General features: G+C 68.1%; 30 protein-coding genes. 18 read left to right on the forward strand and 12 right to left on the reverse strand.

Annotated elements, in window-relative coordinates; translation table 11 throughout:
• The 4 genes from RMO01_RS15890 to flgF form a co-directional block, all read right to left on the reverse strand.
• Nucleotides 1-635 (reverse strand): flagellar basal body L-ring protein FlgH (locus RMO01_RS15890; protein WP_309630041.1); only part of this gene is annotated, 635 nt, incomplete at its 3' end.
• A 3-nt stretch (nucleotides 636-638) separates the two neighbouring features.
• Nucleotides 639-1,415 carry a flagellar basal body P-ring formation chaperone FlgA gene (flgA, locus tag RMO01_RS15895; RefSeq protein WP_309630042.1) on the reverse strand — a complete coding sequence of 259 codons (777 nt, stop codon included), beginning with the start codon at nucleotides 1,413-1,415 and terminating at the stop codon, nucleotides 639-641.
• Nucleotides 1,415-2,203, reverse strand: coding sequence for a flagellar basal-body rod protein FlgG (gene flgG / locus RMO01_RS15900; RefSeq protein ID WP_309630043.1), 789 nt, complete (start codon nucleotides 2,201-2,203; stop codon nucleotides 1,415-1,417). The genes flgA and flgG overlap by 1 nt, the downstream gene beginning before the upstream one ends.
• An 11-nt stretch (nucleotides 2,204-2,214) precedes the next feature.
• The gene (gene flgF / locus RMO01_RS15905) at nucleotides 2,215-2,952 is read right to left on the reverse strand and encodes a flagellar basal-body rod protein FlgF (RefSeq protein ID WP_309630044.1); all 738 of its coding nucleotides are present in this window, start codon (nucleotides 2,950-2,952) and stop codon (nucleotides 2,215-2,217) included.
• 185 nt (nucleotides 2,953-3,137) lie between these two features.
• Between flgF and RMO01_RS15910 the strand changes: the two genes are divergently transcribed.
• The 6 genes from RMO01_RS15910 (at nucleotide 3,138) to RMO01_RS15935 (ending at nucleotide 7,681) form a co-directional block, all read left to right on the forward strand.
• The gene (locus RMO01_RS15910; RefSeq protein WP_309630045.1) at nucleotides 3,138-3,803 is read left to right on the forward strand and encodes a flagellar basal body-associated FliL family protein; all 666 of its coding nucleotides are present in this window, start codon (nucleotides 3,138-3,140) and stop codon (nucleotides 3,801-3,803) included.
• Nucleotides 3,803-4,861 (forward strand): flagellar motor switch protein FliM, encoded by a 1,059-nt coding sequence (fliM, locus tag RMO01_RS15915; RefSeq protein ID WP_309630046.1) that lies wholly within the window; start codon nucleotides 3,803-3,805, stop codon nucleotides 4,859-4,861. Before RMO01_RS15910 ends, fliM begins: the two co-directional genes overlap by 1 nt.
• A gap of 1 nt (nucleotide 4,862) precedes the next feature.
• The gene (locus RMO01_RS15920; RefSeq protein WP_309630047.1) at nucleotides 4,863-5,450 is read left to right on the forward strand and encodes a DUF6468 domain-containing protein; all 588 of its coding nucleotides are present in this window, start codon (nucleotides 4,863-4,865) and stop codon (nucleotides 5,448-5,450) included.
• Between the two features lie 21 nt (nucleotides 5,451-5,471).
• Entirely contained in the window at nucleotides 5,472-6,413 is a 942-nt protein-coding gene (locus tag RMO01_RS15925; RefSeq protein ID WP_309630048.1) for a magnesium transporter MgtE N-terminal domain-containing protein, read from the forward strand.
• 161 nt (nucleotides 6,414-6,574) lie between these two features.
• Nucleotides 6,575-7,348 carry an SDR family oxidoreductase gene (locus RMO01_RS15930; protein ID WP_309630049.1) on the forward strand — a complete coding sequence of 258 codons (774 nt, stop codon included), beginning with the start codon at nucleotides 6,575-6,577 and terminating at the stop codon, nucleotides 7,346-7,348.
• 69 nt (nucleotides 7,349-7,417) lie between these two features.
• On the forward strand, nucleotides 7,418-7,681 hold the full coding sequence (locus RMO01_RS15935) for a DUF3297 family protein (protein WP_309630050.1): 264 nt from the start codon (nucleotides 7,418-7,420) through the stop codon (nucleotides 7,679-7,681).
• 119 nt (nucleotides 7,682-7,800) lie between these two features.
• On the opposite strand, the gene pgeF is transcribed toward RMO01_RS15935, so the two are convergent.
• From pgeF to lgt, 3 genes are read right to left on the reverse strand one after another with little or no spacing between them, the layout of a single operon-like run.
• Nucleotides 7,801-8,574 (reverse strand): peptidoglycan editing factor PgeF, encoded by a 774-nt coding sequence (pgeF, locus tag RMO01_RS15940; RefSeq protein ID WP_309630051.1) that lies wholly within the window; start codon nucleotides 8,572-8,574, stop codon nucleotides 7,801-7,803.
• Nucleotides 8,571-9,644, reverse strand: a complete 1,074-nt coding sequence (locus RMO01_RS15945) for an SAM-dependent methyltransferase (RefSeq protein WP_309630069.1) — start codon at nucleotides 9,642-9,644, stop codon at nucleotides 8,571-8,573. The genes pgeF and RMO01_RS15945 overlap by 4 nt, the downstream gene beginning before the upstream one ends.
• Nucleotides 9,644-10,549 carry a prolipoprotein diacylglyceryl transferase gene (gene lgt / locus RMO01_RS15950; protein ID WP_309630052.1) on the reverse strand — a complete coding sequence of 302 codons (906 nt, stop codon included), beginning with the start codon at nucleotides 10,547-10,549 and terminating at the stop codon, nucleotides 9,644-9,646. Before lgt ends, RMO01_RS15945 begins: the two co-directional genes overlap by 1 nt.
• 173 nt (nucleotides 10,550-10,722) lie before the next feature.
• Between lgt and RMO01_RS15955 the strand changes: the two genes are divergently transcribed.
• The 3 genes from RMO01_RS15955 (at nucleotide 10,723) to RMO01_RS15965 (ending at nucleotide 12,350) form a co-directional block, all read left to right on the forward strand.
• Nucleotides 10,723-11,013, forward strand: coding sequence for an accessory factor UbiK family protein (locus RMO01_RS15955; protein ID WP_309630053.1), 291 nt, complete (start codon nucleotides 10,723-10,725; stop codon nucleotides 11,011-11,013).
• 81 nt (nucleotides 11,014-11,094) lie between these two features.
• Nucleotides 11,095-11,598, forward strand: coding sequence for a YbjN domain-containing protein (locus tag RMO01_RS15960; RefSeq protein WP_271083791.1), 504 nt, complete (start codon nucleotides 11,095-11,097; stop codon nucleotides 11,596-11,598).
• Nucleotides 11,599-11,606: 8 nt separating this feature from the next.
• Nucleotides 11,607-12,350 carry a pyrroline-5-carboxylate reductase dimerization domain-containing protein gene (locus RMO01_RS15965; protein ID WP_309630054.1) on the forward strand — a complete coding sequence of 248 codons (744 nt, stop codon included), beginning with the start codon at nucleotides 11,607-11,609 and terminating at the stop codon, nucleotides 12,348-12,350.
• Here RMO01_RS15965 and RMO01_RS15970 read toward each other — a convergent pair.
• The 3 genes from RMO01_RS15970 to RMO01_RS15980 all read right to left on the reverse strand — a co-directional run bounded on the left by RMO01_RS15970 (nucleotide 12,327) and on the right by RMO01_RS15980 (nucleotide 15,002).
• Entirely contained in the window at nucleotides 12,327-12,818 is a 492-nt protein-coding gene (locus tag RMO01_RS15970; RefSeq protein ID WP_309630055.1) for a hypothetical protein, read from the reverse strand. The genes RMO01_RS15965 and RMO01_RS15970 overlap by 24 nt on opposite strands.
• Nucleotides 12,819-12,937: 119 nt before the next feature.
• On the reverse strand, nucleotides 12,938-14,281 hold the full coding sequence (locus tag RMO01_RS15975) for an ATP-binding protein (protein WP_309630056.1): 1,344 nt from the start codon (nucleotides 14,279-14,281) through the stop codon (nucleotides 12,938-12,940).
• Between the two features lies 1 nt (nucleotide 14,282).
• Nucleotides 14,283-15,002 (reverse strand): response regulator transcription factor, encoded by a 720-nt coding sequence (locus RMO01_RS15980; RefSeq protein ID WP_309630057.1) that lies wholly within the window; start codon nucleotides 15,000-15,002, stop codon nucleotides 14,283-14,285.
• Between the two features lie 82 nt (nucleotides 15,003-15,084).
• On the opposite strand from RMO01_RS15980, the gene RMO01_RS15985 reads away from it, so the two are divergent.
• Nucleotides 15,085-15,963 carry a branched-chain amino acid aminotransferase gene (locus RMO01_RS15985; RefSeq protein WP_309630058.1) on the forward strand — a complete coding sequence of 293 codons (879 nt, stop codon included), beginning with the start codon at nucleotides 15,085-15,087 and terminating at the stop codon, nucleotides 15,961-15,963.
• Nucleotides 15,964-15,966: 3 nt separating this feature from the next.
• On the opposite strand, the gene RMO01_RS15990 is transcribed toward RMO01_RS15985, so the two are convergent.
• On the reverse strand, nucleotides 15,967-16,578 hold the full coding sequence (locus RMO01_RS15990) for a TetR/AcrR family transcriptional regulator (RefSeq protein WP_309630059.1): 612 nt from the start codon (nucleotides 16,576-16,578) through the stop codon (nucleotides 15,967-15,969).
• 76 nt (nucleotides 16,579-16,654) lie between these two features.
• Between RMO01_RS15990 and RMO01_RS15995 the strand changes: the two genes are divergently transcribed.
• From RMO01_RS15995 to RMO01_RS16010, 4 genes are all read left to right on the forward strand, one after another.
• Entirely contained in the window at nucleotides 16,655-17,767 is a 1,113-nt protein-coding gene (locus tag RMO01_RS15995; RefSeq protein WP_309630060.1) for an aldo/keto reductase, read from the forward strand.
• Between the two features lie 70 nt (nucleotides 17,768-17,837).
• Complete coding sequence (locus RMO01_RS16000; RefSeq protein WP_309630061.1) at nucleotides 17,838-19,109, forward strand: nucleoside transporter C-terminal domain-containing protein; 1,272 nt, start codon at nucleotides 17,838-17,840, stop codon at nucleotides 19,107-19,109.
• A 16-nt stretch (nucleotides 19,110-19,125) separates the two neighbouring features.
• On the forward strand, nucleotides 19,126-19,746 hold the full coding sequence (locus tag RMO01_RS16005; RefSeq protein ID WP_309630062.1) for a glutathione S-transferase: 621 nt from the start codon (nucleotides 19,126-19,128) through the stop codon (nucleotides 19,744-19,746).
• Entirely contained in the window at nucleotides 19,743-20,264 is a 522-nt protein-coding gene (locus RMO01_RS16010; protein WP_309630063.1) for a 2'-5' RNA ligase family protein, read from the forward strand. Before RMO01_RS16005 ends, RMO01_RS16010 begins: the two co-directional genes overlap by 4 nt.
• Here the strand turns inward: RMO01_RS16010 and RMO01_RS16015 are convergent.
• On the reverse strand, nucleotides 20,248-20,682 hold the full coding sequence (locus RMO01_RS16015) for a PaaI family thioesterase (protein ID WP_309630064.1): 435 nt from the start codon (nucleotides 20,680-20,682) through the stop codon (nucleotides 20,248-20,250). The two genes, RMO01_RS16010 and RMO01_RS16015, sit on opposite strands and share 17 nt — an antisense overlap.
• A 46-nt stretch (nucleotides 20,683-20,728) precedes the next feature.
• Between RMO01_RS16015 and RMO01_RS16020 the strand changes: the two genes are divergently transcribed.
• From RMO01_RS16020 to fliF, 4 genes are all read left to right on the forward strand, one after another.
• On the forward strand, nucleotides 20,729-21,049 hold the full coding sequence (locus tag RMO01_RS16020) for a DUF3253 domain-containing protein (protein WP_309630065.1): 321 nt from the start codon (nucleotides 20,729-20,731) through the stop codon (nucleotides 21,047-21,049).
• Nucleotides 21,033-21,644, forward strand: coding sequence for a uracil-DNA glycosylase family protein (locus RMO01_RS16025; RefSeq protein WP_309630066.1), 612 nt, complete (start codon nucleotides 21,033-21,035; stop codon nucleotides 21,642-21,644). The genes RMO01_RS16020 and RMO01_RS16025 overlap by 17 nt, the downstream gene beginning before the upstream one ends.
• Nucleotides 21,641-22,633 carry an alpha/beta fold hydrolase gene (locus tag RMO01_RS16030; RefSeq protein ID WP_309630067.1) on the forward strand — a complete coding sequence of 331 codons (993 nt, stop codon included), beginning with the start codon at nucleotides 21,641-21,643 and terminating at the stop codon, nucleotides 22,631-22,633. Before RMO01_RS16025 ends, RMO01_RS16030 begins: the two co-directional genes overlap by 4 nt.
• 116 nt (nucleotides 22,634-22,749) lie before the next feature.
• Nucleotides 22,750-24,399 (forward strand): flagellar basal-body MS-ring/collar protein FliF, encoded by a 1,650-nt coding sequence (fliF, locus tag RMO01_RS16035; protein WP_309630068.1) that lies wholly within the window; start codon nucleotides 22,750-22,752, stop codon nucleotides 24,397-24,399.
• The last annotated feature ends 13 nt before the right edge of the window (nucleotides 24,400-24,412 follow it).

Genomic DNA, 24,412 nt, shown 5'->3' on the forward strand with positions numbered 1-24,412 from the left:
GCCTCGGCGATCTGGGTGTGGGCGATGGTGTTGGCCGAGGAGATGTCTTCCGGCCGCACGATGCCGGCGACGGTCAGTTCGCGCACCTCCCGGTTGGTGCGCACTTCTTGCCGACCCTGGATGACCAGATTGCCGTTCGACAGGATGTCGGTGACCACGGCGGCGATGGTCAGGTTGACCCGTTCCGACCGGCTGACCGAGCCCGTGCCGTTGGCGTTCGACGAACCCTCGACCCCGACCAGATTCTGGGGATCGAAGCCGCCGGGGAAGGCGCGGCCCAGGCTGTTCTCCAGCCCGAAGAAGTTGGTCACCCCGCCCGAGATGTCGTTGGTGCGGCTGCGGTTCGTCGTGTTCGAGGTCTGGGCCTGGTCGTCGATATCGATGCTGACGGTCAGGATGTCGCCGATGTTCCGCGCCCTCTGGTCGCCGAAGAAGGCGCGCGCGCCCGTCCGCCACAGGGAGTTGGCGCTGGCCGAGCGGGGCTCCGGCGCGGCTTGGTAGGCCTGGCTGACCGGAACCAGCTGGGCCGGATAGCCGATGGGAGCCAGTTCGGGCCCGCGCACCGCCTCGATGGCGGTAGAGCAGGCGCCGAGGGACAGGGCGACGAACGAGAGGGCGAGGACGGACTTACGCATGACTTACATTCCCTGGCGGGCGAACGGGCTGGAGGCTGTGGCGCGGGATCCGGCGCCGGCGCGAGCCTGACCGGGACCGGAGGCGATGGCGTCGATGGTGCGGCCGGACGTGGTGTTCAGAACGGGCACGGGCTCGCCGACGGCGGCGTCGCGCGTCGCGCGGCCGGTGACGGTCAGGATCACGCCCCCGGCGACATAGGCGACCTCGACCATGTCGTTGCGGGCGATGACGCGCGGCGAGATCAGGTCGCGCTGGCCCACTACGGCTCCGGCGCGCAGGGCCCGGCGGGCGCTCAGGCCGATGACCTGTTCGGCGTCCGAGGGCGATCCGCCCTGCGCCAGATGCGCCTGAACGGTGGACCAGACGACGTCCTCGGGCTGGACCAGGTCTCCGGCGGCGAGATTGCGGGCGTAGGTCAGGACTTCGACCGTTGCGCCACGCTGGGCGACGGCGGGTGTGACGCTCCGGGTCGTCGAAACGGCCCCGCCGGGCGCCAGCGCGGCATGACGGACGACCACACGGCGCAGGCCCTGCGGATTGGCCCATTGCAGCCCGGCGCGCGACGCGATGGCCTGAAGCTGGCCGGCCTCGAACACCACCGAGGGCCCGGCGCGACTGGCGACCACGACGCCCGAGGCCGATCCGGCCCCGTCGAAGATGTCGCCCAGGGTGACGCTTCCGTCGTCGTCGACCGGATTGACCTTCAGCGTCACCGGTCCGGCGAGGGCGGGGGAGGCGGCAAGCGCCAGCGCCGCCACCAATGTCAGCAACCGGGTCATCAGCCCTTCACCTGGGACGAGACGCTCATCATCTCGTCGGCCGTGGTGATGACCTTGGAGTTCATCTCATAGGCGCGCTGGGCGATGATCAGGGAGCTGATCTCGGTCACGGCGTCGACGTTCGACGCCTCCGTATAGCCCTGCAGCAGCTGGCCGAAGCCGGTTTCGCCGGGGGTGCCGGTCGTGGCCGGGCCAGACGCGGCGGTTTCGAGCAACAGGTTGTCGCCGATGGCTTCCAGACCCGCCTCGTTGAAGAAGGTGGCGATCTCCAGCTGGCCCACGACGGCCGCTTCCGGTGACCCGGCCGAGATCACCTGCACCTGCCCGGTCTTGGAGATAATGACGTCGATCGCGTCCTGCGGGATGGAGATGGCCGGCTCGACCGCATAGCCGTCCTCGGTCACCAGCTGGCCTTCGCCGCTCAGGGAGAAGTTGCCGGCGCGGGTGTAGCCGATCTCACCCGAGGGCAGGGTGATCTGGAAATAGCCCTGGCCGTCGATGGCGACGTCATAGTCGCTGCCCGTCTGGGTCGGCGTGCCCTGATCGGTGATGCGGTAGACGCTGCCCGCCTTGACGCCCAGGCCGACCTGGATGCCGGTCGGGACGACCGTGCCCTGGCTGGACGACTGTGCGCCCATCCGTTCGACGTTCTGGTAGATCAGGTCCTGGAACTCGGCCCGCTGGCGCTTGTAGCCGACGGTGTTCATGTTCGCGATGTTGTTGGAGATGACCTCCACGTTCAGCTGCTGGGCGGCCATGCCGGAGGCTGCGGTTCTGAGAGCGCGCATCTAGAGGTTCCTTAGCTCGCCTTGCCCAGCCGCTCGACCGAGCGACGGGACAGTTCGGTGACGTTTTCGATCATCTTGCTCGCGCGTTCGTAGGCGCGGCTGATCTCGATCAGATTGGTGATTTCAACGAGGGGATTGACGTTGGATCCCTCAAGCATGCCCTGGCGCACCTGCGCTCCGGCGGCGTCGATGGGCGCAGCGTTGGAGACGTTGCGGTACAGGCCGTCGCCTTCCTTGGACAGGACCGCCAGGTTGTCGAACCGGGCAAGGCCCAGCTGGCCGATGGCGATTCCGTTCTGGCTGATGTTGCCGTCGTCGGCGACGGTGATCGGGCCCTGGGCCGGGTCGATGACGATCGGGCCGCCGTCGCCCAGCACGGGCAGGCCGGCCTTGGTGACCAGCTCGCCCTCGGGGCTGATGGTGAAGGCTCCGTCGCGGGTATAGGCCTCGGCGGCGCCGTCCTGGACCTTGAAGAACACGCCCTCGCCGTCGATGGCGAAGTCCAGGTCCCGGCCGGTCTGCTCCAGCGAGCCCTGCGAGAAATCGCGGCCGACGCCCTTGTCCAGCACGAAGCTGGCGCTCGGGCGGATCGCGTCGTTCCGCGCCCGTCCGCCGATCTCCGTGCCCAGCAGCAGTTGCTCGACCTTGAAGCCGGTGGTGTCCGCATTGGCGATGTTGTTGGCCGCGATGTCGAGTTCGCGACGCAGCGTCATCTGCCGGGACAGTCCGATATAGGCGGCGTTTTCCACGTGGGCTCCAGAGCTCCTTCGCTCCCTCCCACGCAACGACCGTGCCAACAGGGTTAACGCCCGTGCGGTGGGCGTTCTGGCCGGTTTCAGGCCCTGACAGCCCGGCAAATCTTGCCGGATTTACACCTCGCGTTAACCAAACACGCCGCATCCGGGTGACTGGGAATTTCCGGGACGACCGCCGCATGATCAAACTCGGCAAGAAGAAGGACAAGGCGCCCAAGGACGGCGCGACCGACCTGGCCGTCGCGCATGGCGCCGACGTCGACGGCGACGCGCCGCCGAAAAAGAAGCTGCCGCTCCTGTTCATCATCGCGCCCGTGGCCCTGCTGGTCCTGGGCGGCGGCGGGGCGGGGGCATTCTTCATGCTCCAGCCCAAGCCGGCCGCCGCAGAAGGCGAGCATGGCGAGGAAGCCGCCAAGGGCGATCATGGCGAGGAGAAGGGCGGCGGCCACGGCGAGAAGAAGGAAGAGGGCGGAGGCCACGGCGCCGCGGCCGATGGCGAGGCTGATCCAGCTCTGGGCAAGATCAGCGAGGGGCCGGACGGCGTCACCTTCCTGACCCTGCCGGACATGGTGGTGAACATCCAGTCGCCGGACGGCCGCCCCACGGTGATGAAACTGGCCCTCACGCTCGAGATGCAGGACGCCGACGTCGCCTATTCCCTGCAGGAGCAGATGCCGCGCATGCAGGACATGTTCCAGAGCTTCCTGCGCGAGATCCGGCCCGAGGACATCGCCGGCTCGGCCGGCGCCTACCAGCTGCGCACCGAGATCCTGCGTCGCGTGAACCTCATCGCCGCCCCGGCCAAGGTCGACGCGGTTCTGATCGAAGAAATGCTCGTCCAGTAATGGCCGATACGGACGAGCTCGACCCGTTCGCCGCCGCCGACGCCTTCGGTGAGGAACGGTCGAGCGCGGCCTCCGAACGGGTCCTGAACCAGGACGAGATCGACAATCTTCTCGGCTTCGATCTCGGCGACGGCGACGACTCCGAACGGACCGGCATCCGGGCCATCATCAACTCCGCGCTCGTCTCATACGAGCGTTTGCCGATGCTGGAGATCGTCTTCGACCGCCTGGTGCGGTTGATGACGACCAGTCTCCGGAACTTCACCTCCGACAACGTCGAGGTCTCGCTCGACAACATCTCGTCGATCCGCTTCGGCGACTATCTGAACTCGATCCCGCTTCCGGCGATCCTGGCGGTGTTCCGGGCCGAGGAGCTGGACAACTACGGCCTGCTGACGGTCGATTCCAACCTGATCTATTCGATCGTCGACGTGCTGCTGGGCGGCCGTCGCGGCACCGCGGCCCTGCGCATCGAGGGCCGGCCCTACACCACCATCGAGCGGGTTCTGGTCCAGCGAATGGTCGAGGTCATCCTGGCCGACGCCCAGGCCGCCTTTGAGCCCCTGACGCCCGTCCACTTCAACCTGGACCGGCTCGAGACCAACCCGCGCTTCGCCGCCATCGCCCGCCCGGCCAACGCCGCCATCCTGGTCAAGCTGCGTATCGACATGGAAGACCGCGGCGGCCGGGTCGAGCTGTTGCTGCCCTACGCCACGCTCGAACCCATCCGGAAGATGCTGTTGCAGCAGTTCATGGGCGAGAAGTTCGGCCGCGATAACATCTGGGAAGGCCACCTCGCCACCGAGCTCTGGACCACGGACACCGAGATCCGCGCCGTCCTCGACGAGCAGCAGGTGCCGCTGTCCATGGCCCTGGGACTCAAGGTCGGCGACACCTTCATGCTGAACGCGACGCCGGATTCAGACGTCTCGATCCGCTGCGGAACCATCCCGGTCACGACGGGCAAGATGGGTCGCAAGGGTCAGCATATCGCCGTGCGGGTCGAGGCGCCGATCAGTGTTGAGACTGCTAACAGCCTGACCAAGGGAAGGCGCTGACATGACCGGCATGATCCTGGATGCAGTTCTGATGCTGCTGCTCGTGGCCGCCCTCGGCTACGGCGTCCGTCTTGAGAAGAAGCTGACCCAGCTCCGCGCCGGCCAGCTGGCCTTCGCCGGAGCGGTGACCGAACTCAACGCCGCCTGCGCCCGCGCCGAGAGCGCCCTCGGCTCACTCCGCGCCTCCGGCGAGGAAGCCGACCTGCTGCACGACCGCATCATCAAGGCCCGCACCCTGAAGACCGAGCTGGAACAGCTGATCGCCCGGGGCGTCCGTGGAGCTCTCCCGCAAGGTGAAGTCCGCCCGGCGCGTGTCGAGGAGCCCCGCTTCGAAGCGCCTTCCGCTGCCCCCGTCCCGGAGCGCCCGGCCCCTGTCGCGGCGGCCGCGCCCGACCCCGATGACCGCGCCTTCCGCATGGCCGCCCTGGCCGAGCGCATCCACGGCATGGCCGCTCCGGTCCCCGCCGCGGCCGGCGCCGGCAATGTCCAGGCCATCCTGCACGCCCTGACCGCTAACCAAGCCGCGAAGCAAACTCTCAACCGTGCGCGCGTAAACCTCGCCTCCGACGACGACCTGTTCGCCGCGTAAACTCCCGGATTTTCTGACCTTATGGCCAAGCTGCCCCGCCTCCTGCCCCTGATCGCCGTCGCCATCGGCGGGGTCGTGGCCGTGCGCGCCGTCGGCGCCGGGCCTGACCTGTTCCAGGGCGCGCGCGCCTGGGCCGAGGAAGCCACCTCCGCCGTCTCGGAAACGGTCGCCGCGCCCGCCGCCGCCCGCACGCCCCCGGCCGTCTGCGCCCTCACCCCGGAGCAACTGGCCCAACAGGCCGGTATCTCGCCGGCCGAGCTGCGCATCATCCAGTCGCTCAGCGCCCGTCGCACCGAGCTGGACGCCCGCGACGCCGACTTCGCCACCACCCTGCCGCTGATGGTCGCCGCAGAGCAGAAGCTGGACGCCAAGATCACCGCCCTCAACGCCATCAAGGCCGAGGTCCAGGCCCTGCTGGGTCAGGTCGACGAGCGCGAGGCCGCCGAGACCGCCCGTCTGGTCGCCGTCTATTCCGCCATGCGCCCGCGCGAGGCCGCCGCCGTCTTCGCCACCCTCGACGACAGTGTCCGGCTGCCGATCGCCGCCGCCATGCGTCCTCGCGGCCTGTCCGCCATCATGGCCCAGATGCCGGCCCCCGCCGCACGCGAACTGACCGAGAAACTGGCCCGCCGCTTCCAGGCCCAGCAACTGGCCGCCCGCGCCGCCGCCGCTTCGGCGCCGGTCACTCCGACCCAGACTGCCGCGACGACCCCGGCGCCGACCACGGCCGCACCAGCACCGACCCAGACGACCGCGCCCGCCGCGACGACGCCTCCCGCAGCCCAGCCCGCCGTCAATCGCGCCCCGGCCCGGGCCCCGGCGCGCACCCCGGCCCGTCAGACGCCGCGCGCGACGACGCCGGCCGCCACCCCCCCCGCGCCGGCCGGGCCCCAGCCCTACGCCCCGTCCGCGGGCGCGTCCGGCGCCGCCAACCCGGCCGCGCCGCGCCAGTCGGTTCAGTGATCCCCACCTCCGTGCCCCCCGGCGAAGCCCCGGGTCCGTTTCACGGATGCTGATCTCCGGGATGTCGCACCGCGTCCCCTGACCTTCTGCCCGTGCTTTGCATCTGGACCCCGGCCTTCTCCGGGGTGCACGGTGCCGGAAACAAACTCAGGGAGGGCTCCATGGCGTTCGATTTCACCGGCAAGACCGTGATGGTCTTCGGCGGCACGTCCGGTATCAATCTCGGCATCGCGAGGGCTTTCGCCCGCTCCGGTGCGAAGCTCGGCGTCGCCAGCCGCAGCCAGGACAAGGTCGATGCGGCCGTCGAACAACTCTCCGGACAGAACCCCGCCCTCGGCTACAGCCTCGACGTCCGCGACTTCGACGCCGTGAAGGCCGCGATCGCCGACTTCCGCGACAAGCGCGGCACGATCGACGTGCTGGTCTCCGGCGCGGCGGGCAACTTCCCGGTCCCGGCCGCCGCCCTCAGCTCCAACGGCTTCCGCACCGTCACCGACATCGACACCCTCGGCACTTTCCATGTGCTCCGCGCCGCCCACGAACACCTGACCAAACCGGGCGCCAGCATCATCAACATCACCGCCCCCCAGGCCTGGATTCCCATGGCGCTGCAGGTCCACGTCTGCGCCGCCAAGGCCGGCGTGGACATGATCACCAAGACCCTCGCCATCGAATGGGGCGGGGAGGGGGTACGGGTGAACTCGGTGTCTCCGGGACCGATCGACGGCACCGAGGGCATGGAACGCCTGGCCCCGACGCCGGAGGCCAAGGCCGCCGCCGCCCGCGCCGTGCCGCTCAACCGGCTGGGCACGGTCGATGACGTCGCCGATGTCTGCCTGTTCCTGGCGTCGGACTACGCCCGCTATGTCAGCGGCGTCGTCCTGCCCGCCGACGGCGGATGGAGCGTCGGGCGAGGCTTCGCAGGCCTCGGCTGATCCTCCGCCGTTGGCAGAAGCCGCGCGGGCGGCTATGCACCGCCCCCAGAACTTCGCCGAGGCTTCCAGATGTCCGACACGCCCCCCGACCGCCTCTCGGTCAACCCGAACAACAAATACTACGACGCCGACGTGCTTCAGCGCGGCGTGGGCATCAAGTTCAAGGGCGAGGAAAAGACCAACGTCGACGAATACTGCGTCTCCGAAGGCTGGGTCCGCCTCGCCGTCGGCAAGGCCGTCGACCGCAAGGGCAACGCCCTGACCGTCAAGCTGCAGGGCACAGTCGAACCCTATTTCCAGAGCGAGGCCGCCGAGGACGACGCGGAGGGCTAAGGCCCGCCAGTCACTTCGTCCGGATTGGACTCTGAAAAACAGAGTCCACAAAGTGCAATTCAAAGAAATCAGACGCTTACGGGCGTTTCCACATTGCACTGTGCAAACGCGGGTGGTCCTCAGACCAGGGTGATCGCCGACATCAGCCGCCCGAAGTCCGGCTCGCGCCGCTGGAACGCCCGCCGGTTCGAATAGAAGGCCGCCGCGTCGACGCAGGTGTCGTACCCGGTCCAGGCCGCCTCGCCGACCCCCGCCTGTTCCAGCCGCCACAGGACGAAGCCGGGCAGATCGAACATCCGCTTGTCGGCCGTCGCGCCCTCGGTGAAGAACCGGCCCGCGCCCGGGTCGTGGTGATCGAACCGCTCCTGAAAGTCGGCTCCGACCTCATAGCTCGCTTGGGCGATACAAGGCCCGACCACCGCGACGATCCGGTCCGGCCGCGCGCCCAGCGACTCCATCGCCGTCACGGCGGAGTGCACGACCCCGCCCAGCGCCCCCTTCCAGCCGGCATGGACCGCGCCCACGACCCGCGCCTCGGCATCGGCCAGCAGGACGGGCGCGCAGTCCGCCGTCAGCACCGCTGGTATCACCCCGATCGTCGCGGAGACCACGGCGTCGCCCTCCGGCCGGTCGCCGGCCCAGGGTCCCGTCGCCACCCGCGTCAGGCTGGAATGGATCTGGTAGCAGGCCGCCAGATCTTCCGGTCTCCCGCCCAGCGCCGCCGCCACCCGTCGCCGGTTCTCGGCCACGGCCTCCGGGTCGTCCGCCGAGCCAATCCCGGTGTTCAGCCCCTCATAGAGCCCGGTCGAAACCCCGCCGCGCCGCGTGAAGAAGCCGTGGCGAATACCCGCCTTCTCCAGCAGCGGATGGGTGATCGGCGTCGCCTCTGTCATTGTTCGAATCCCGGGACGGCCAGGCTGCGGGGCGAGAAGATCGCCGCCGCCTTGAAAAGCTCGCCCATCTGGTCCGACGCGGTCAGGCGCGCCAGCTGGCGGGCGATGACCGGTCCGGCCTCGGGCCTGCCTGAGGACAGCCGTGCGGCCCGCGCCTCGATCCCCAGCCGCCTCAGGAACTCCCCCTGGCCGACGCAGCCCGTGACGTCGGCCCCGGTGCGGATCGCCGCCTCCTGCACCGCCGGGAAGTCGGCCCACTGTGTCAGGTCCGCCTCGCCCGGCGCCGCCAGCACATCGACCTTGGCGTGCCGCCGCAAGCCCTGCAGCGTGTCGCCGACGCCCGGCCGATCCCGCCCATAGTCGATCAGCAGGGCCGCCCCCGACGTCTGGTGCAGCAGGGCGCCCAGATCCCGCCCGAACGCGGCCTGCTGGTCCGACACCTCGACCACCTGGCCCGGCTCGACCTCGAACGCGGGCCGCTCGAACGCCCCGGTGATCCCCACCAGGCCGAAGGTCAGTCCGCCGTCATCGGTGACCCCCACCCGTCGTTCGGCCCAGCCGCCGTCGGTCTGGACGAACTGGCGGGCGGGCAGACAGTCCAGCACCTCGTTGGCGATCAGGATCACCGGCGCGTCGGTGTCGATCTGGTTCAGCGAACGGACCCATCGGGGCGACACATCCGCCTGCGCCAGCCTGCGCGACTGGGCCTCCCGCAGCGGTCCTGACGGCTCGATCAGGATCAGGTCGCAGGCCTCCAGGAACCCCGGCGCGACCCGCGCGGCCCTCAGGGCATCGTCCATCAGGGTCCCGTCGCCGGGGCCGATCTCGACCATCCTGAATCGCTCGGGCGCGCCCAACCTGTGCCAGGTCTCGACCGCCCACAGACCGATCAGCTCCCCGAACATCTGGCTGACCAGCGGCGCGGTGATGAAGTCCCCGCCTTCGCCCAGCGCGGGTCGGGTCGCGTAGTAGCCGTCCTTCGGATCGTGCAGGCAGCGGGTGACATAGTCGGCCACCGTCATCGGCCCGGTCAGGGCGATCTCCCGCGCCAGTCGATCCTTCAAGGACATCAGACGGCGGCGACCGGCGGACGTTTCCACGCCCGGTGGATCAACCAGGCCCCGACAAGGATCATCGGGATCGACAGCATCATCCCCATGGTCAGGCCCAGCGGGAAGTTCTCCATGCCCGCGTCCGGCTGTCGTACCGTCTCCAGCAGCGCCCGCGAGAGGCCGTATCCGACCAGGAACAGGCCCGTGACATAGCCCGGCTTGGCCAGCAGCTTCCATTTCCAGACCGCCAACCCCAGCACGATGAACAGCAGCAATCCCTCCAGGCCCGCCTCGTAAAGCTGGCTCGGGTGCCGGGCCACGTCGCCGGGACCGACGATCAGCCCGGTTTGCGTCATGACCTCGCAGGTCTGGCCATACATCTCGCGAGCGCGGTTGTTGCAGAAATTAATGGCCCAGGCCGCATCGGTCGGGCGCCCCCAAAGCTCGCCATTGATGAAGTTCGCTACCCGCCCGAAGAACAGGCCGATCGGCGCAGCCGCCAGGGCCATGTCGCCGATGCTCAGCGCATTGGACTTCGTCCGCCAGGCATAGATCAGGACCGCAAGGGTGCAGCCCAGCATGCCGCCGTGGAACGACATCCCGCCCGTCCACAGCTGGAACAGTTCAAACCGTTCGCCGAGGCTCGACCCCGTGAACAGCTGGGCGAACATGATCGGCTTGTAGAACAGCGCATAGCCGAATCGGCCGCCCAGGATGATGCCGAGCGTGATCCAAAGGATCAGGTCGTCCAGCTGCGGTCCCGCCAGCGGTGGTTTGCCGGGCGCCCAGACCCGGTCGGTCTTGAGGATCCGCGCGGCATAGATCCAGCCCAGCACGATGCCGGCGACATAGGCCAGGGCGTACCAACGGATCGGCAACGGGCCCAGATGGATCAGGACCGGATCGAACTCGGGAAAGGTCAAGCGAGGCTCCTGCGTCGGTTCGCTCCGCCTTTAGCAAGCGTCGCGGGCACACGCGAGCGTGACACGTTTCAGCCCCGATTGCGGGCGAGCAGGGGGTGTCTGGAAAGGTTTCGTTCACCATATCAGGCAACCCTCCCTTAACGACGCTCGCCGCTCGCGGGCCGGAGACCATCATGCAGACCCGCAATCCGATTCTCGACGAACTGGCCAAGATGTCGACCAGCGCCATGGGCCTGGCCCAGGCCGCCGGCGAAGAGGCCAAGGCCGCCTTCCGCGCCCAGTCCGACCGCGTCGTCGCAGAGATGGATCTCGTCCGCCGCGACGAGTTCGATGTTCTGAAGGCCCAAGTCACCGCCCTGCGCGCCGAGGTCGCCGAACTCCAGAAGGCGGCCGCCGCCAAGTCCAACAAGCCTCAAAAGGGAACGCCCACAGATGGAACTCGTCTGCCGGACGCAGCCGGTTGAGACGAATCTCCGAACACGCCTACCGTCTTTTCAAGGCGGCCTGAGTCGCCGCCGCCCCTCCCGCGAGATCGAGTTCACCTGATGGATGCTGCCGGACCCCAAGAGGTCGACGTCCCCTACGATCCGCTGGACGTGGTCGAGCATGTGCTGAACGCCGAGAACCTTCCGTTCGACCGGACGGACGACGGCGATCTGGCCTTCGCCCTGGCCGGTGACTGGAAGGACTACGAACTCTGGTTCGCCTGGCGCCCCGAAGGCGACTGCCTGCAACTGTGCTGCGCGCTTGATCTGCGTGCGACCAAGAGCCGCCGTAACGCCGCCTACGAGCTGGTCTCCATGGTCAACCAGCGCACCTGGATGGGCCATTTCGAGGTCTGGTCCGAGGACGGCGAGATCGTCTTCCGACACTCCCTGGCCCTGCCGCACGGCGAGCGTCCGACCTTGGCCCAGGCCGCCTCGATGATCGACGCCGCCGTCGAGGCCGCCGACCGATACTATCCCGCCTTCGACTTCATGATCCGCGGTAACAAGAAGCCCCAGGACGCGATCGACAGCTGCCTGTTCGAGACCGTCGGCACGGCCTAGGCCGCGCGATGACGGTCGTCCTCCTCGGCCACGGCCGCCTTGGCTCCGCCATCGCCGAAGGCTGGCGGCTGACCGGGACGGTTTCCGATCTCACGATCCTGACCCGCGCCGTTCCACCGGTCTGCCCGTCGGACACCAGGGCGCTGCTCATCGCCGTGAAGCCCGCCGCCTGGCGCGAAGCGGTAGCCCCGCTGCTGACCACCCTGCCGGTCGATGCTGTCGTCATCTCCGTCATGGCCGGTGTCCGCGAGGCCGACCTGTCCGCCACCCTGCCTGGCCGGGCCATCGCCCGGGTCATGCCCACGACTGCGGTAGCACAAGGCCAGGGCGTCGCGGCGATCTGGTCTGAAGCCCCTGCCGCGCGGGCGCTGGCCCACACACTCTTCGACGCCGTCGCGGACACGGTCGATCTGGACGAGGAGGCGTTGATCGACGCCGCCACGGCCGTGGCCGGATCGGCTCCAGCCTTCTTCTACGCCCTGGCGCAGGCGCTCGCGGCGGCGGGTGTCGAGGCGGGCCTGACGCCTGAGGCCGCAAAGCGGTTGACGCGCGGCGCCTTGCGCTCGGCCGGCTCAGGTGCGGGCACTGACGCCAGTCTGGACGAACTCATCGCGCGCATCGCCTCGCCAGGCGGCACGACGCGCGCGGGTCTGGATGCGCTCCAGGACGCCGATCTGGAAGCCGCGGGCCGTGCGGCTGTGCAGGCCGCCGTGGCACGCGCGAAAGCCCTAGCGGGAGACCAGCCGGCCTGAGACGAGGTTGCTGGCCAGCCGGGCATAGGTCTGTTCAGCGTCCTGCCAGGTGCTGTAGCCGCGCACCTCGGCGATCGAACTCGAATAGAACGAATAGCGCACTGGCAGACGCTGGCCGTCGGCGGTGATCACCTCGCCCTCGATCGTCGCCCCCCCGATGGAGAAGCTGTCGATGATCGACAGGCCGGGCGTTTCGGCGGCCTGCTCCCAGGTCGGGCGGTTGGGCTTCAGGTCGGTGAGGACAAGATTGATCTGGGAGCCTTCCAGAGCACCGTCGCGGGCCAGGCGACGTTCGATGACGGTCTGCAGCCGCTCCAGCTGGCGATCCACATCGCGCTGGCCGAGGTCCTCGACGTCTTCCGTCAGGTCGCCGCCCACGGTCACATTGACCTGCGGCGTCTGGGCGAAGGCGGGCGTCGCGAGGGCCGCTATGAGGGTGAGGGGGGCGAGGAAGGCGAAGCTGCGCATGACGATCTCCGGAAAATCCCTGTCACAGGGAAGATGGGCCGCGCGGGTCGTCTCCGCAATCCTCGCAGGGACGCCCACAGAAGGATGACGCCGCCACGTTCGGAACGCCTTCGTGCGCCTCAACCCGGCAGGCGGATCAGCGCCCTCAGGCCCCCGAGGTCGCTGCGCGCCAGAGTGATGTCCCCGCCATGCCCGCGGGCCACGTCCCGCGCGATGGCCAGGCCCAGCCCGACGCCCTTGCGGTTCTGGTTCCGGCTCTCGTCCAGCCGGCTGAACGGCCGGAAGGCCTCTTCGTGCATCTCGTCAGGGATGCCGGGCCCGTCGTCCTCGACGGAAATCTCCAGACCGCCTGAAGGCAGGGCCCGCGCCGACAGTCGCACATGCTCCCCGTGAGACGCCGCATTGCCCGCCAGATTGGTAAGGGCCCGCTTGAAGGCCAAAGGGCGCAAGGAGGCGGTCAGGTCGGCCGGCGCGGCGATCTCGACCTCTGCGCCCGCCCGTTTCACATCCTCGCCGGCCGCCTTCAGCAGGGCGGAGACATCGACCGGCTGCGGCGCCTCGCCGGCCTCGCCCTTCGCGAAGGCCAGGTATTCGTCGATCATATGCTCCATCTCGTCGAGGTCGCCCTTCATGGCGCTCTGACGCTTGAACTGCGGGGCCAGGGCGAGCTCAAGACGCAGCCGGGTCAGGGGCGTGCGCAGGTCGTGGCTGACCGAGGCCAGCAGCGCTGTCCGTTGTTCGATGTGCCGCTGGATCCGGTCGCGCATGGCCAGGAAGGCGACCGCCGCCTGACGCACCTCGCGCGCCCCGTGCGGCTTGAACGCCTGCGACGTCTCGCCCCGTCCGAAGGCTTCCGCCGCCTCCGCCAGCCGCTCGATGGCGCGGACCTGATTGCGGATGAACAGGATGGCGACGCTCATCAGAAGGACCGTCGCCAGCATCAGCCACAGCACGAAGATATGCGCCTGGGTCGCTACGGCCCGCTCGCGCGGCGCGATGATCCGCAGCACCCCGTCGCGCTGCTGCACCTGGATGTCGACATAGGCCGGATAGCGTGTCGTATCGAACCAGAAGGCCTGGTCCAGCCGCGCCGCCAGCGCCGCCTCCAGCGTCCGGTCGACCACCCCGATCGGCCCGCGTCGTTGTTCTGCGGGCAAGGTCGCTCCGGGCCGCAGCGCGATCGACAGCTGCATCGATCGTTCACCCCGGTCGGCGATCACGGCCAGGTTGGCCGCGGTGGGCTCATCGCGATAGCTCTCGGCCGCCCAGGCCACGTCCCCGGCCAGCCCCTCGGACAGGCGCGCCGTCACCGTCTGCCAGTGCATGTCGAAGAAGGCCCATGTCACCGCCCCCTGCATGATCATGATCGGCAGGACGATGATCAGCAGCGACCGCCCCCACAACGACGTCGGCAGCTGCCGCTTCAGAAACCGCGCCAGGACGGGGAAGGGCAGCAGCCGCATGTCAGTCGGGCGCCAGCATGTATCCGATGCCGCGCACGGTCTGGAGGTAGCGCGGGTTCTTCGGATCGGCTTCCAGCTTGCGCCTCAGCCGCGTCACCTGCACGTCGACTGCGCGGCCGGTGATGTCGGCCGTGTCCGGCGACAGATCCATCCGCTCGACCGGCGCATGGGCGTGCAGCGCCAGCGTCTTCAGCAACTGGGCCTCGGCCTCGGTCAGCCGCATCGGCGAGCCGTCGCGGGTCAACTCCAGCCGTTCCAGGTCGAACATCGCGGTGCCCAACTTGATTTCGCGCGGCATGATCGGCTTCACGCCCGTCCGCCTCAGTATCGCGTCGATCCGCAGCGACAGCTCCTTGGGATCGAAGGGCTTGGACATATAGTCGTCGGCGCCGCGCGACAGGCCGTCGATCCGGTCCGACGCCTCGCCCCGCGCCGTCAGCAGCAGAACAGGCGTCTTCGACAACTGGGCCTTGGATCGAACCCAGGTCGTCAGCTCCAGCCCGCTTTCGCCCGGCATCATCACGTCGAGCACGACCAGATCGAACTCGATCAGCTCCATCAGGCGACGCGCCGCGGCGGCGTGGGCGGCCCCGGTCACGCGATAGCCCTCGCGCGCCAGATACTCCTTCAGGAGCTCGCGAATCCGGTCGTCGTCATCGACGATCAGCAGGTGGCGACCCACGCCGGCGCCGGCCACAGGCCCTGAGCGGCTGCTGCTCATGCGAACATTCCCGCGCGCATGGCGTTGACCTTGAGCGCTTCGGGCGTTCTAACCGGCAAATCTGCGCAGGAGACGTTGTTCAATGGCCTTGGTTCCTTTCGACGATCGTGACGGCTGGATCTGGATGAATGGCGAATTCATTCCCTGGCGGGAAGCGAAAACGCACGTTTTGACCCATGCCCTTCACTACGGCTCGTCGGTGTTCGAGGGTGAGCGTATGTATGGCGGCGAAATCTTCAAGCTGACAGAGCATTCCGAGCGCCTGGCCCGGTCGGCGAACCTGCTGGATTTCGAACTGCCCTATAGCGTCGCGGAAATCGATCAGGCGTGCAAGGAAACCTGCGCGAAGATGGGGATGGAGGACGCCTACATCCGTCCCGTCGCCTTCCTCGGCCCGGAACAGGTCAGTGTCTCGGCTCTGAACAACAAGGCCCACGTCGCCATCGCCGTGTGGGACTGGCCCAGCTATTTCGACCCCGAGGTCAAGAAGAAGGGCATCAAGCTGGAGTGGGCCAAGTGGCGCCGCCCCGACCCGCTGACCGCCCCGACGACGGCCAAGGCCGCCGGCCTCTACATGATCTGCACCATGTCCAAGAACGCGGCCGAGAAGCGCGGTTTCGCGGACGCCATGATGCTGGACTGGCGCGGCTATGTCGCCGAGGCGACTGGCGCCAACGTCTTCTTCATCCAGGACGGCGTGATCCATACCCCCGACGTGACCCACATCCTGAACGGCATCACCCGTCAGACGGTCATCGACATCGCCAAGGCCAAGGGCATCGAGGTCGTGGTGCGCCACATCCGCCCGGAAGAACTCTCCACCTTCTCCGAGTGCTTCCTGACCGGTTCGGCCGCCGAGGTCACCCCGGTCCAGTCGATCGGCGACTACACCTTCACGCCGGGCGACCTGTCGCTGACCCTGATGGACGACTACGGTAAGCTGGTTCGCCGGCAGGCCTAAGGCTCAGTCCCAGACCCGCATAGCCGTCTGGACCACGCGCAGCAGCTTGTCGCGCGTGGCTCCGTCTCGCGCCAGCGTCGAGATGCCCTGGATGACTGCGGTCGTATGGCCGGCGAGGGCGTCCGCGTCGGTGTCGACCGGCAGTTCGCCGTCAGCCATCCCCTGTTCGATGCGGCGCCTGAGATGCGCCTCGACTGCGTTCCGGATGTCGGAGAGGGCAGATTGAACGTCGGCGGCGGCGGCCGAGACGCTGATTGCGGACGTCGCCAGCATACAGCCGGGCGGCGTCTCGGGGTTGGTGAAGGCGTGAGCCGCGCCTGACATCAGGGCAGAGGCAGCCTCCCGCGCAGACGCGGCCTGGTCGATGATGTCCGCAGGCGCCGACGGCGGGGCTAGGTACAGCTCGACCGCTTCCAGAAACAGTCGCTTCTTGTTGCCGAAGGCCGCGTAGATGCTGGGCGGCGTGACCCCCATGGCGGTCGTCAGATCGCTCAGCGATGTCGCCTCATACCCGTGCCGCCAGAACAGCAGCATCGCCTGCTCGAGGGCCGCATCCCGATCGAACGACAGTGGGCGGCCTGGGCGCTTTTCAGAGACGACTGCGGCACTTGCCATAGCGGTCACTATGAAACATTTGACGGGGCGGAGCAAGATCGTTAGGGATTCCGTAGCAGTCGCTAGGAAATCTCTGATGTCACTTTCCAACTATCGCACGCTTGGTCGGTCCGGCCTGGTCGTTAGCCCGCTGGCGCTTGGGACCATGACCTTCGGTGCGGCGCGCTGGGGCGCGGCGGAGCTCGAGGCGCGCGCCATATTCGACACCTATGTCGAGGCTGGCGGCAACTTTGTCGACACGGCCGATGTCTATTCGGGTGGCCTCGGCGAAGAGATGGTCGGGCGGTTCATCGCAGATGGTGGGCTCAGGTCGCAGATCGTGCTGTCGACCAAGGCGGGGTTCGCGACCGGGAAAGGCCAGGCGTCGGGCGGCAATGGCGCCAAGCATCTGACAGAGTCTCTGGAAGGATCGCTCCGTCGGCTGGGGACGGACTATATCGACCTTTACTGGATCCACGTCTGGGACGGCGTCACCCCGCCCGACGAACTGTTGGAGACGATGACGGGCTTCGTCCGCTCCGGTAAGATCCGCTACTGGGGCATGTCCAATACGCCGGCCTGGTACGTCGCGACCATTTCGACCCTGGCGCGCGCGACCAGCAGGCCTGGCCCCATCGCGCTGCAATATTTCTACTCCCTCGCGAACCGTAACATCGAGGCGGAGCACCTGCCTGTCGCGGCCGAATTCGGGCTCGGCATGGTGCCGTGGAGCCCGCTGGCCTACGGCCTTCTGACCGGCAAGTACGATCGCGCCAGCGTCGAGGCCGCGCCGTCGCGACAGGGAGGACTTCCTCGCGGGGCGGCCGGCGAGGGCGAAACGCGCGGCGACGGTTCCGACCGTCTGAACGGCGCCAACCCGTTCGGCGACAGCCTGTTCACCGAGCGAAACTGGGCCATCGTCAATGTGCTGACGCGGGTCGCGGTCGAGGCCGGGCACACGCCGGCGCAGATCGCCCTGGCCTGGGTCATCGGCCGTCGGGGCGTCGCCTCGACCCTGATGGGGGTCAGCCGGACGGCCCAGGTGACCGACAACGCATCCGCCCTGGGGCTCGCCCTGTCAGCGGAACACCAGGCCGCGCTCGACGCCGTCAGCGCGCCTGATCTCGACATGATCTACGGCCTCTTTGCCCCCGAAGGCCGCCGCCATGTCGTGTTCGGTGGTGATTCCGTGGAGGTGTGGCGACCCTGATCGCCACGCGACGCTTGTCTCGACGCTCCCCTTTCGACAGGAAGGGGTGTCGCGTCGGGGAAACCATCACATGTTCAGCCTGCTGAACCTTCAGAGCCTTCTCGGGCTCGTCGTCATTGTCGGCGCTTGCTGGGGGCTGTCCGAAAACAAGCGCGCCTTTCCCTGGCGGCTGACGCTGGGCGCCATCGGGGTGCAGGCGTTGCTCGTGCTGGCCCTGTTCGCCATTCCGGGCTCTCAGACGGTGCTCGCCGCGATCACCGGCGCTGTCGACGGTCTGTCACACGCCACGACCGAGGGGGCCAAGTTCGTGTTCGGCTACCTCGCCGGCGGAGACCAGCCCTATGCCGTCACCAACGCGGGCGGCCTGTTCACCTTCGCCTTCAACGTCCTGCCGATGATCCTGGTGATCTCGGCCCTGTCGGCGTTGCTTTGGCACTGGAAAATACTCAAGTGGCTGACGCACGGCTTCGGCATCCTGTTCCAGAAGACGATGGGGCTGGGCGGCGCCTCGGCCCTGGCGGTCGCGGCCAATATCTTCCTCGGCATGATCGAGAGCCCGATCGTCATCCGCGCCTACCTCGACAAGCTGACCCGCTCCGAGATCTTCCTCATGATGGTCGTGGGTCTGGCCACGGTCGCCGGCTCGACCATGGTCGCCTACGCCACTATCCTGTCGGCGACCCTGCCCAATGCCGCCGGCCACGTCCTGGTCGCCTCGATCGTCTCGGCGCCTGCGGGCGTGCTGCTGGCCCGCATCATCATTCCCGAGAAGCCGGGTGAGGGTGGGGCGGTTGCGGACTACGATTCGGCCCTGAAGTACGACTCGGCTATCGACGCGATCGTGAAGGGCACGGCCGACGGCCTGATGGTGGTGCTTAACATCTCCGCCGTGCTGATCGTGTTCGTGGCCCTGGTCGCCCTGGTCAACATCATGATCGGTGGCTTCTGGCTGTTCGACGCGCCGGTGACGGTGGAGCGTCTGCTGGGCTGGATCTTCATGCCCCTGGCCTGGCTGATCGGCGTCGAATGGTCCGACGCGGGCCGTGCAGGCTGGCTGCTCGGCGTCAAACTGACCCTGACCGAGTTCGTCGCCTTCATCCGCCTGGGCGAGGTCCCGGCCGGCGAGATGAGCGAGCGCACCCGCATGCTGCTGACCTACGCCCTGTGCGGCTTCGCCAACATCGGATCGGTCGGGATCACGGTCACAGGCCTGTCGGTCCTGATCCCCGAACGCCGCGAAGAGGTGCTCGGCATGGTTTGGAAAGCGCTGTTCGCCGGTTTCCTGGCGACCCTGATGGCGGCGGCGGTTGTCGGCGCGATGCCGGGCTCCATATTCCGCTGAACCGGAGACGACAGCAATGAGACTCTACGACAGCCACCGCGCGCCCAATCCCCGGCGCGTCCGCTGGGTGATGGCCGAGAAGGGCATCGAGGACGTCGAAATCGTGCCCATCGACATCATGTCGGGCGAGCACAAGACGCCGGAATACCGGGCCAGGGTCGGCGTTCCCCACGTGCCGGCGCTCGAGCTGGACGACGGCACGACCATCTCGGAATCGGTCGCCATCGGTCGCTATCTGGAATCGATGTATCCGGAGCCGAACCTGTTCGGCGTCGACGCGCGTGAACAGGCCATCGTCGAGATGTGGACCCGCCGGTGCGAGTTCTACCTCGCCAATCCGATCATGCTGAACGTGCGCCTGACCCATCCGGCGCTAGCCGCGCTGGAGTCTGCGCAACAGCCCCAGGTCGCTGACTACAACCGCGTCGCCGCCGAACGCTTCATGCGCACCCTGGACCGGCGCCTGGCCGACCATGAGTTCATCGCCGTGGACAGGTTCACCATCGCCGACATCGTCGCCGCCGTCGGGCTGGACTTCGCGCGTATGGTCAAATACCGGCCGCCCGAGGAATTCACCCACCTCGCCCGCTGGCTCGACGACTGCCGCGCGCGTCCGGCGGCCAAGGTCGGGGTGTGACCGGCGACGCCGATCCTCTGATCCTCAGTCTCGGGTTCGACGGCGCGTCATTCGCGCGCTTCGACGGCCTGCGACGGACCCATTTCCCGGCTGCCTTCAACCGCATTCCGGCGCATCTGACGCTGTTCCATCATCTGCCGGGCGATCGTCTGGCGGAGGTCGCGGCGGCGGTTCTTGCGGCGGCCGGTGCGATAGCGCCCTTCGACATCCACGTCACAGGTCTGCGAAAGCTGGGGCGGGGCGTCGCCCTGGCGTTGGAAAGCGCCGATCTGGCCTCCGTCAGGGCGCGGCTGGCGGCGCGCTTCGCCGATGCGCTCACGCCTCAGGATCGGCAGGGCTTTCGGCCCCACGTAACGATCCAGAACAAGGTTGAACCGGGCGAGGCCCTGGCGCTGCACGACCGCCTGGCTGTCGACTTCACGCCGTGGACGGCCAGGGCGGAGGCGCTGTTGCTCTGGCGCTATCGCGGCGGGCCGTGGGAGGCGGAGAACCGGTTCGAATTCAGGTCCGGGGCGTGAACTTTCGGATGATGCCGCTGTAGGTCATCAGAGTGCGCTCGCCGGTCGAGATCTGGCCGCGCACGAAGATCAGCGACCCGCCCGCGCGCACCACCTCGCCCGTCGCCTCGACCAGTTCGCCGACGTATGCGCCGTCGATCAGGGTGGAATCGAGCTGCACGGTCACGCCGTTCTTGCCCTCCATCTCCTGATAGGCCGTCTGGAACAAGGCGATGTCGGCGAAGGTCATCAGGCAGCCGCCGTGCATCCGGTGGCCCGCGTTCATGTGCTTGGGCTCGGCGCGGAAGGCGCAACGCATGCGGCCGTCGGCGTCCGGCTTGAAATAAAACGGGCCCACGACCTGATCGAAGGTGCCGTGCAGATCATATGTCTGCCAGCCGGTGAATTCGCCCTCGGTGACCGTGATCTTCTCGACCATACTGTCGTGCCTTCTTTTCGTTCTCGCAGTGCAGCATATAGGCCCCATGAGCGATCCAATCGAAGCGGCAATTTTCGAAACCCTGGCGAAAGCGGACCCCAAGGGCGTCGGCGGCAAATCCGTCGAGCCGGCGGACGTGGCCAAACACATCCAGACCGAACAGTGGCAGCGCGTTCTGCCCAAGGTTCGCGCCACCGCGCTGGGCCTGATGCGTCAGGGCAAGCTGACCATCACCAAGAAGGGCAAGGTCGTCGATCCGACCAATTTCCGTGGCGTGACCCGCCTGCGCCTGCCGACCGAGGCGGAAACCGCAGCGGCCCTGGCCGCCCTGCCGCCCAAGCCCGAGGTCGATGACGACTTCGCCTGACCTCGAAGACGTCCTTTCGGAGATCCGCGCCTGCCGGGCCTGTCTCGGCGAACTGCCGCACGAACCGCGCCCGGTGGTCCGCGTCTTTCCCGAGACCCGTCTGCTGATCTGCGGCCAGGCGCCGGGGCGGCGGGTTCATGAGAGCGGGATGCCGTTCACCGATCCGTCCGGCGACCGGCTGCGCGACTGGATGGGGGTCGATTTCGAGACCTTCTACGCCGATCACCGTATCGGGGTTGCGGCCCAGGCCTTCTGCTATCCGGGCACGGCGCCCCAGAAAAATGGAAGAAGCGGCGGGGACTATCCGCCGCCGAAGCGGTGCGCGACCCTGTGGCGGCCTCGATTGCTGGAGGCGTTGCCGCGGATGGAGCTGACCCTGTTGGTGGGCGGCTATTCCCAGGTCTGGGCGCTGGGCGACCGGGCCAGGGCGAACATGACCGACACGGTCCAGGCCTGGCGCGAGTATGCGCCGACCATACTGCCCATGCCGCATCCGTCGTGGCGGAACTCCGCCTGGCTGAGGCGCAATCCTTGGTTCGAGGATGAGGTCGTGCCGTATCTTCGCCAGAGGGTTCGCGGCATTCTGGGATCATGATCCGCGCCCTGGTCCTGTCCGTGATGCTGCTGGGCCTCGCCGCCTGCGCCACGCCCTATGTGCAGCCTCCGCTGACGCTGCCCGCTGGCTTCACAGGCCCGCGCATCGAGCCGGGCGCCTTCGTGGTCGATGACGGGGGGCGGTTGCCCTATCTGCGCTGGGGGCCGGCGGAGCCCCGGGCCATCGTCATCGGCCTGCACGGGATGAACGACCACGCCGCCGCTTTCAGGCTGGCGGGGCCTTGGTGGGCCGAGCACGGCATCGCCACCTATGCCTATGACCAGCGCGGCTTCGGCGATTCTCCGGGTCGGGGCATATGGGCCGGGGAGGTCCGGATGGCCGAGGACCTGCGCACCGTCGTCGCCCTGGTTCGCGCACGGCATCCAAACGCCCGTATCGCCGTGGCAGGAGAGAGCATGGGCGGAGCCGTCGCCATCTCCGCCTTCGCTTCGGACCGGCCGCCCGTCGCCGACCAGTTGATCCTTTTGGCGCCCGCCGTCTGGGGTTGGTCGAGCCAGAGCCTGGCGAACCGCGCCAGCCTGTGGGCCGCGGCGCGGTTGATGGGCCCCCGATCAATCACACCGCCGGATTGGGCCGTTCGCGACATCCGGGCCACCGACAATCTGATCGAATTGATCGCCAACGGGAACGACCCGGGCTTCATCCGCTCCACCCGTTTCGACGCCCTGTCTGGTCTTGTCGATCTGATGGAGAGCGCGACGATCAGGCTGGGACAGGTGAGGGCCCCGACAATCCTGATGTATGGCGCCCACGATCAGATCATCGAGAAGGGGCCGATGCGCCGCGCCCTGATCCGCGCCGGCGATCCGCCGAACCTGCGCACCGCCTGGTATCCCGACGGCTGGCACCTGCTGAACCGCGACTGGCAGGCGGAAGTCATGTTCCGGGATGTGGAGGCGGTGCTGCGCGATCCGGATGCGGTCCTGCCGTCGGGCGCGGGTCCCGTATTGGACGAACTTCGGCATTAACCCCGATAATCCGCCTCTTCACCGCGACGCTTAAACCGCCGTTAACCACGCGGGCGGCAGTTTCTGCCTAGCGGGGGCAGTCGGCTCCCCCGCCTGTTAGTTTTGGGCGGGAACGCGTGGGCGGCTTCACGGCGGCGTTGCAGAGATTCGGGATCGGGCGTCTGGCCATGATCCTCGGCGTCGGGGCCGGCGTCGCCGCCATCCTCGTGGCCGTGATGATGCGCGTCGGCCAGGCGCCCGACGCCCTGCTGTATTCGAACCTCGACCTGCGCGAAGCCGGCGAGATCACCGCCTCGCTGGAGCAGGCGGGCATCAAATATTCCACGCGCGGCGACGGCTCGACCATCATGGTCAACCGCGACGACGTCGGCACGGCCCGCCTGATGCTGGCCGGCAAGGGGTTGGTGAGCTCCGGGTCCGTCGGGTACGAGCTGTTCGACAACCAGTCGGTGCTGGGCCAGACCGAGTTCCAGCAGCAGATTTCGGAACAGCGCGCCCTGCAGGGCGAACTGGCCCGCACCATCATGTCGATGCGCGGCATTTCCTCGGCCCGTGTCCAGATCGCCCTGCCGCGCCGCGAACTGTTCGCCCAGGACGCGGCGCAGCCGACCGCCGCCGTCGTAGTGGGCCTCGGCGGCCGCGCCCTCAGCGCCGATCAGGTTCGCGCCATCCGCAACGTCGTCGCCTCGTCCGTGCCGAACCTGAAGCCCGGCAAGGTGACCGTCGTCGACGAAACCAATCAGACCCTGGCTGCCGCAGACGACGAGGAAGGTTTCTCGTCCGCCACCGCCGAGGCCGCCAAGACCAATACCGAGGCCCAGCTTCAGGCCCGCATCAAGGATCTGGTCGAGGGCGTTGTCGGTCCGGGCGCGGCGCGTGTTCAGGTCACAGCCGACATCGACATGAGCCGTTCCACCACCCAGGAGCAGAAATACGATCCCGACGGTCAGGTCGTCCGCTCGACCTCGACCAACGGCACCGAGTCGAGGAACACCGAAGGCACGCCCGACGGGGGCGCCACGGCCACGAACAACATTCCCGGCGGCGAAGCTCCCGCGAACACCCCGGCCGGCTCGACGGAGACCGCCAACGGGGAGACCACCAACTACGAGATCTCCAACACCACGACGACCACGACCAAGGAGCCGGGGGAGGTTCGCAAGCTCTCCGTCGCGGTCGCCGTCGACGGCAAGCTGACCCCCGCTGCCGAGGCCGGTGGAGAGCCGACCTATACGGCCCGTACGCCCGAAGAGATCACCCAGATCGAGGATCTGGTGAAGGCGGCCATGGGCTTCGACCAGACGCGCGGCGACCAGGTGCGGGTCACCAATGTCCGCTTCAACCGCGACGCCCTGGTCTCGGCCGGCGGCACCGATGGCGGTTCGCCCCTGCTCAACTTCACCAAGAACGACATCATGCGCGGGGTCGAGCTGCTGGTGCTGTTGATCACCGGCCTGCTGCTGATCTTCTTCGTGCTGCGTCCGCTGCTGAAATCGGCCGCGGGCGGCGGTGGCGGCGCGGGCCAGATGCAGCTCGCGGGTGCCGGCGCTGGCGGCGGCGTGACCTCGCTGCAGACCACCATCATGGGCGGCGCCGGCGGCGTCATGCCCCAGCTGTCCGGTCCCTCCGAGATGGACCAGCGGCTCGACATCGCCCGCATCGAGGGTCAGGTGAAGGCGTCCTCGGTCAAGAAGGTCGCCGACTTCGTCGAGAAACACCCTGACGAATCCACCTCCATCCTGCGCAGTTGGGTCCACGAGGGCTGATGGCGCGCCTGAC

Source organism: Brevundimonas sp. (assembly GCF_031412435.1).
GTDB lineage: Bacteria > Pseudomonadota > Alphaproteobacteria > Caulobacterales > Caulobacteraceae > Brevundimonas.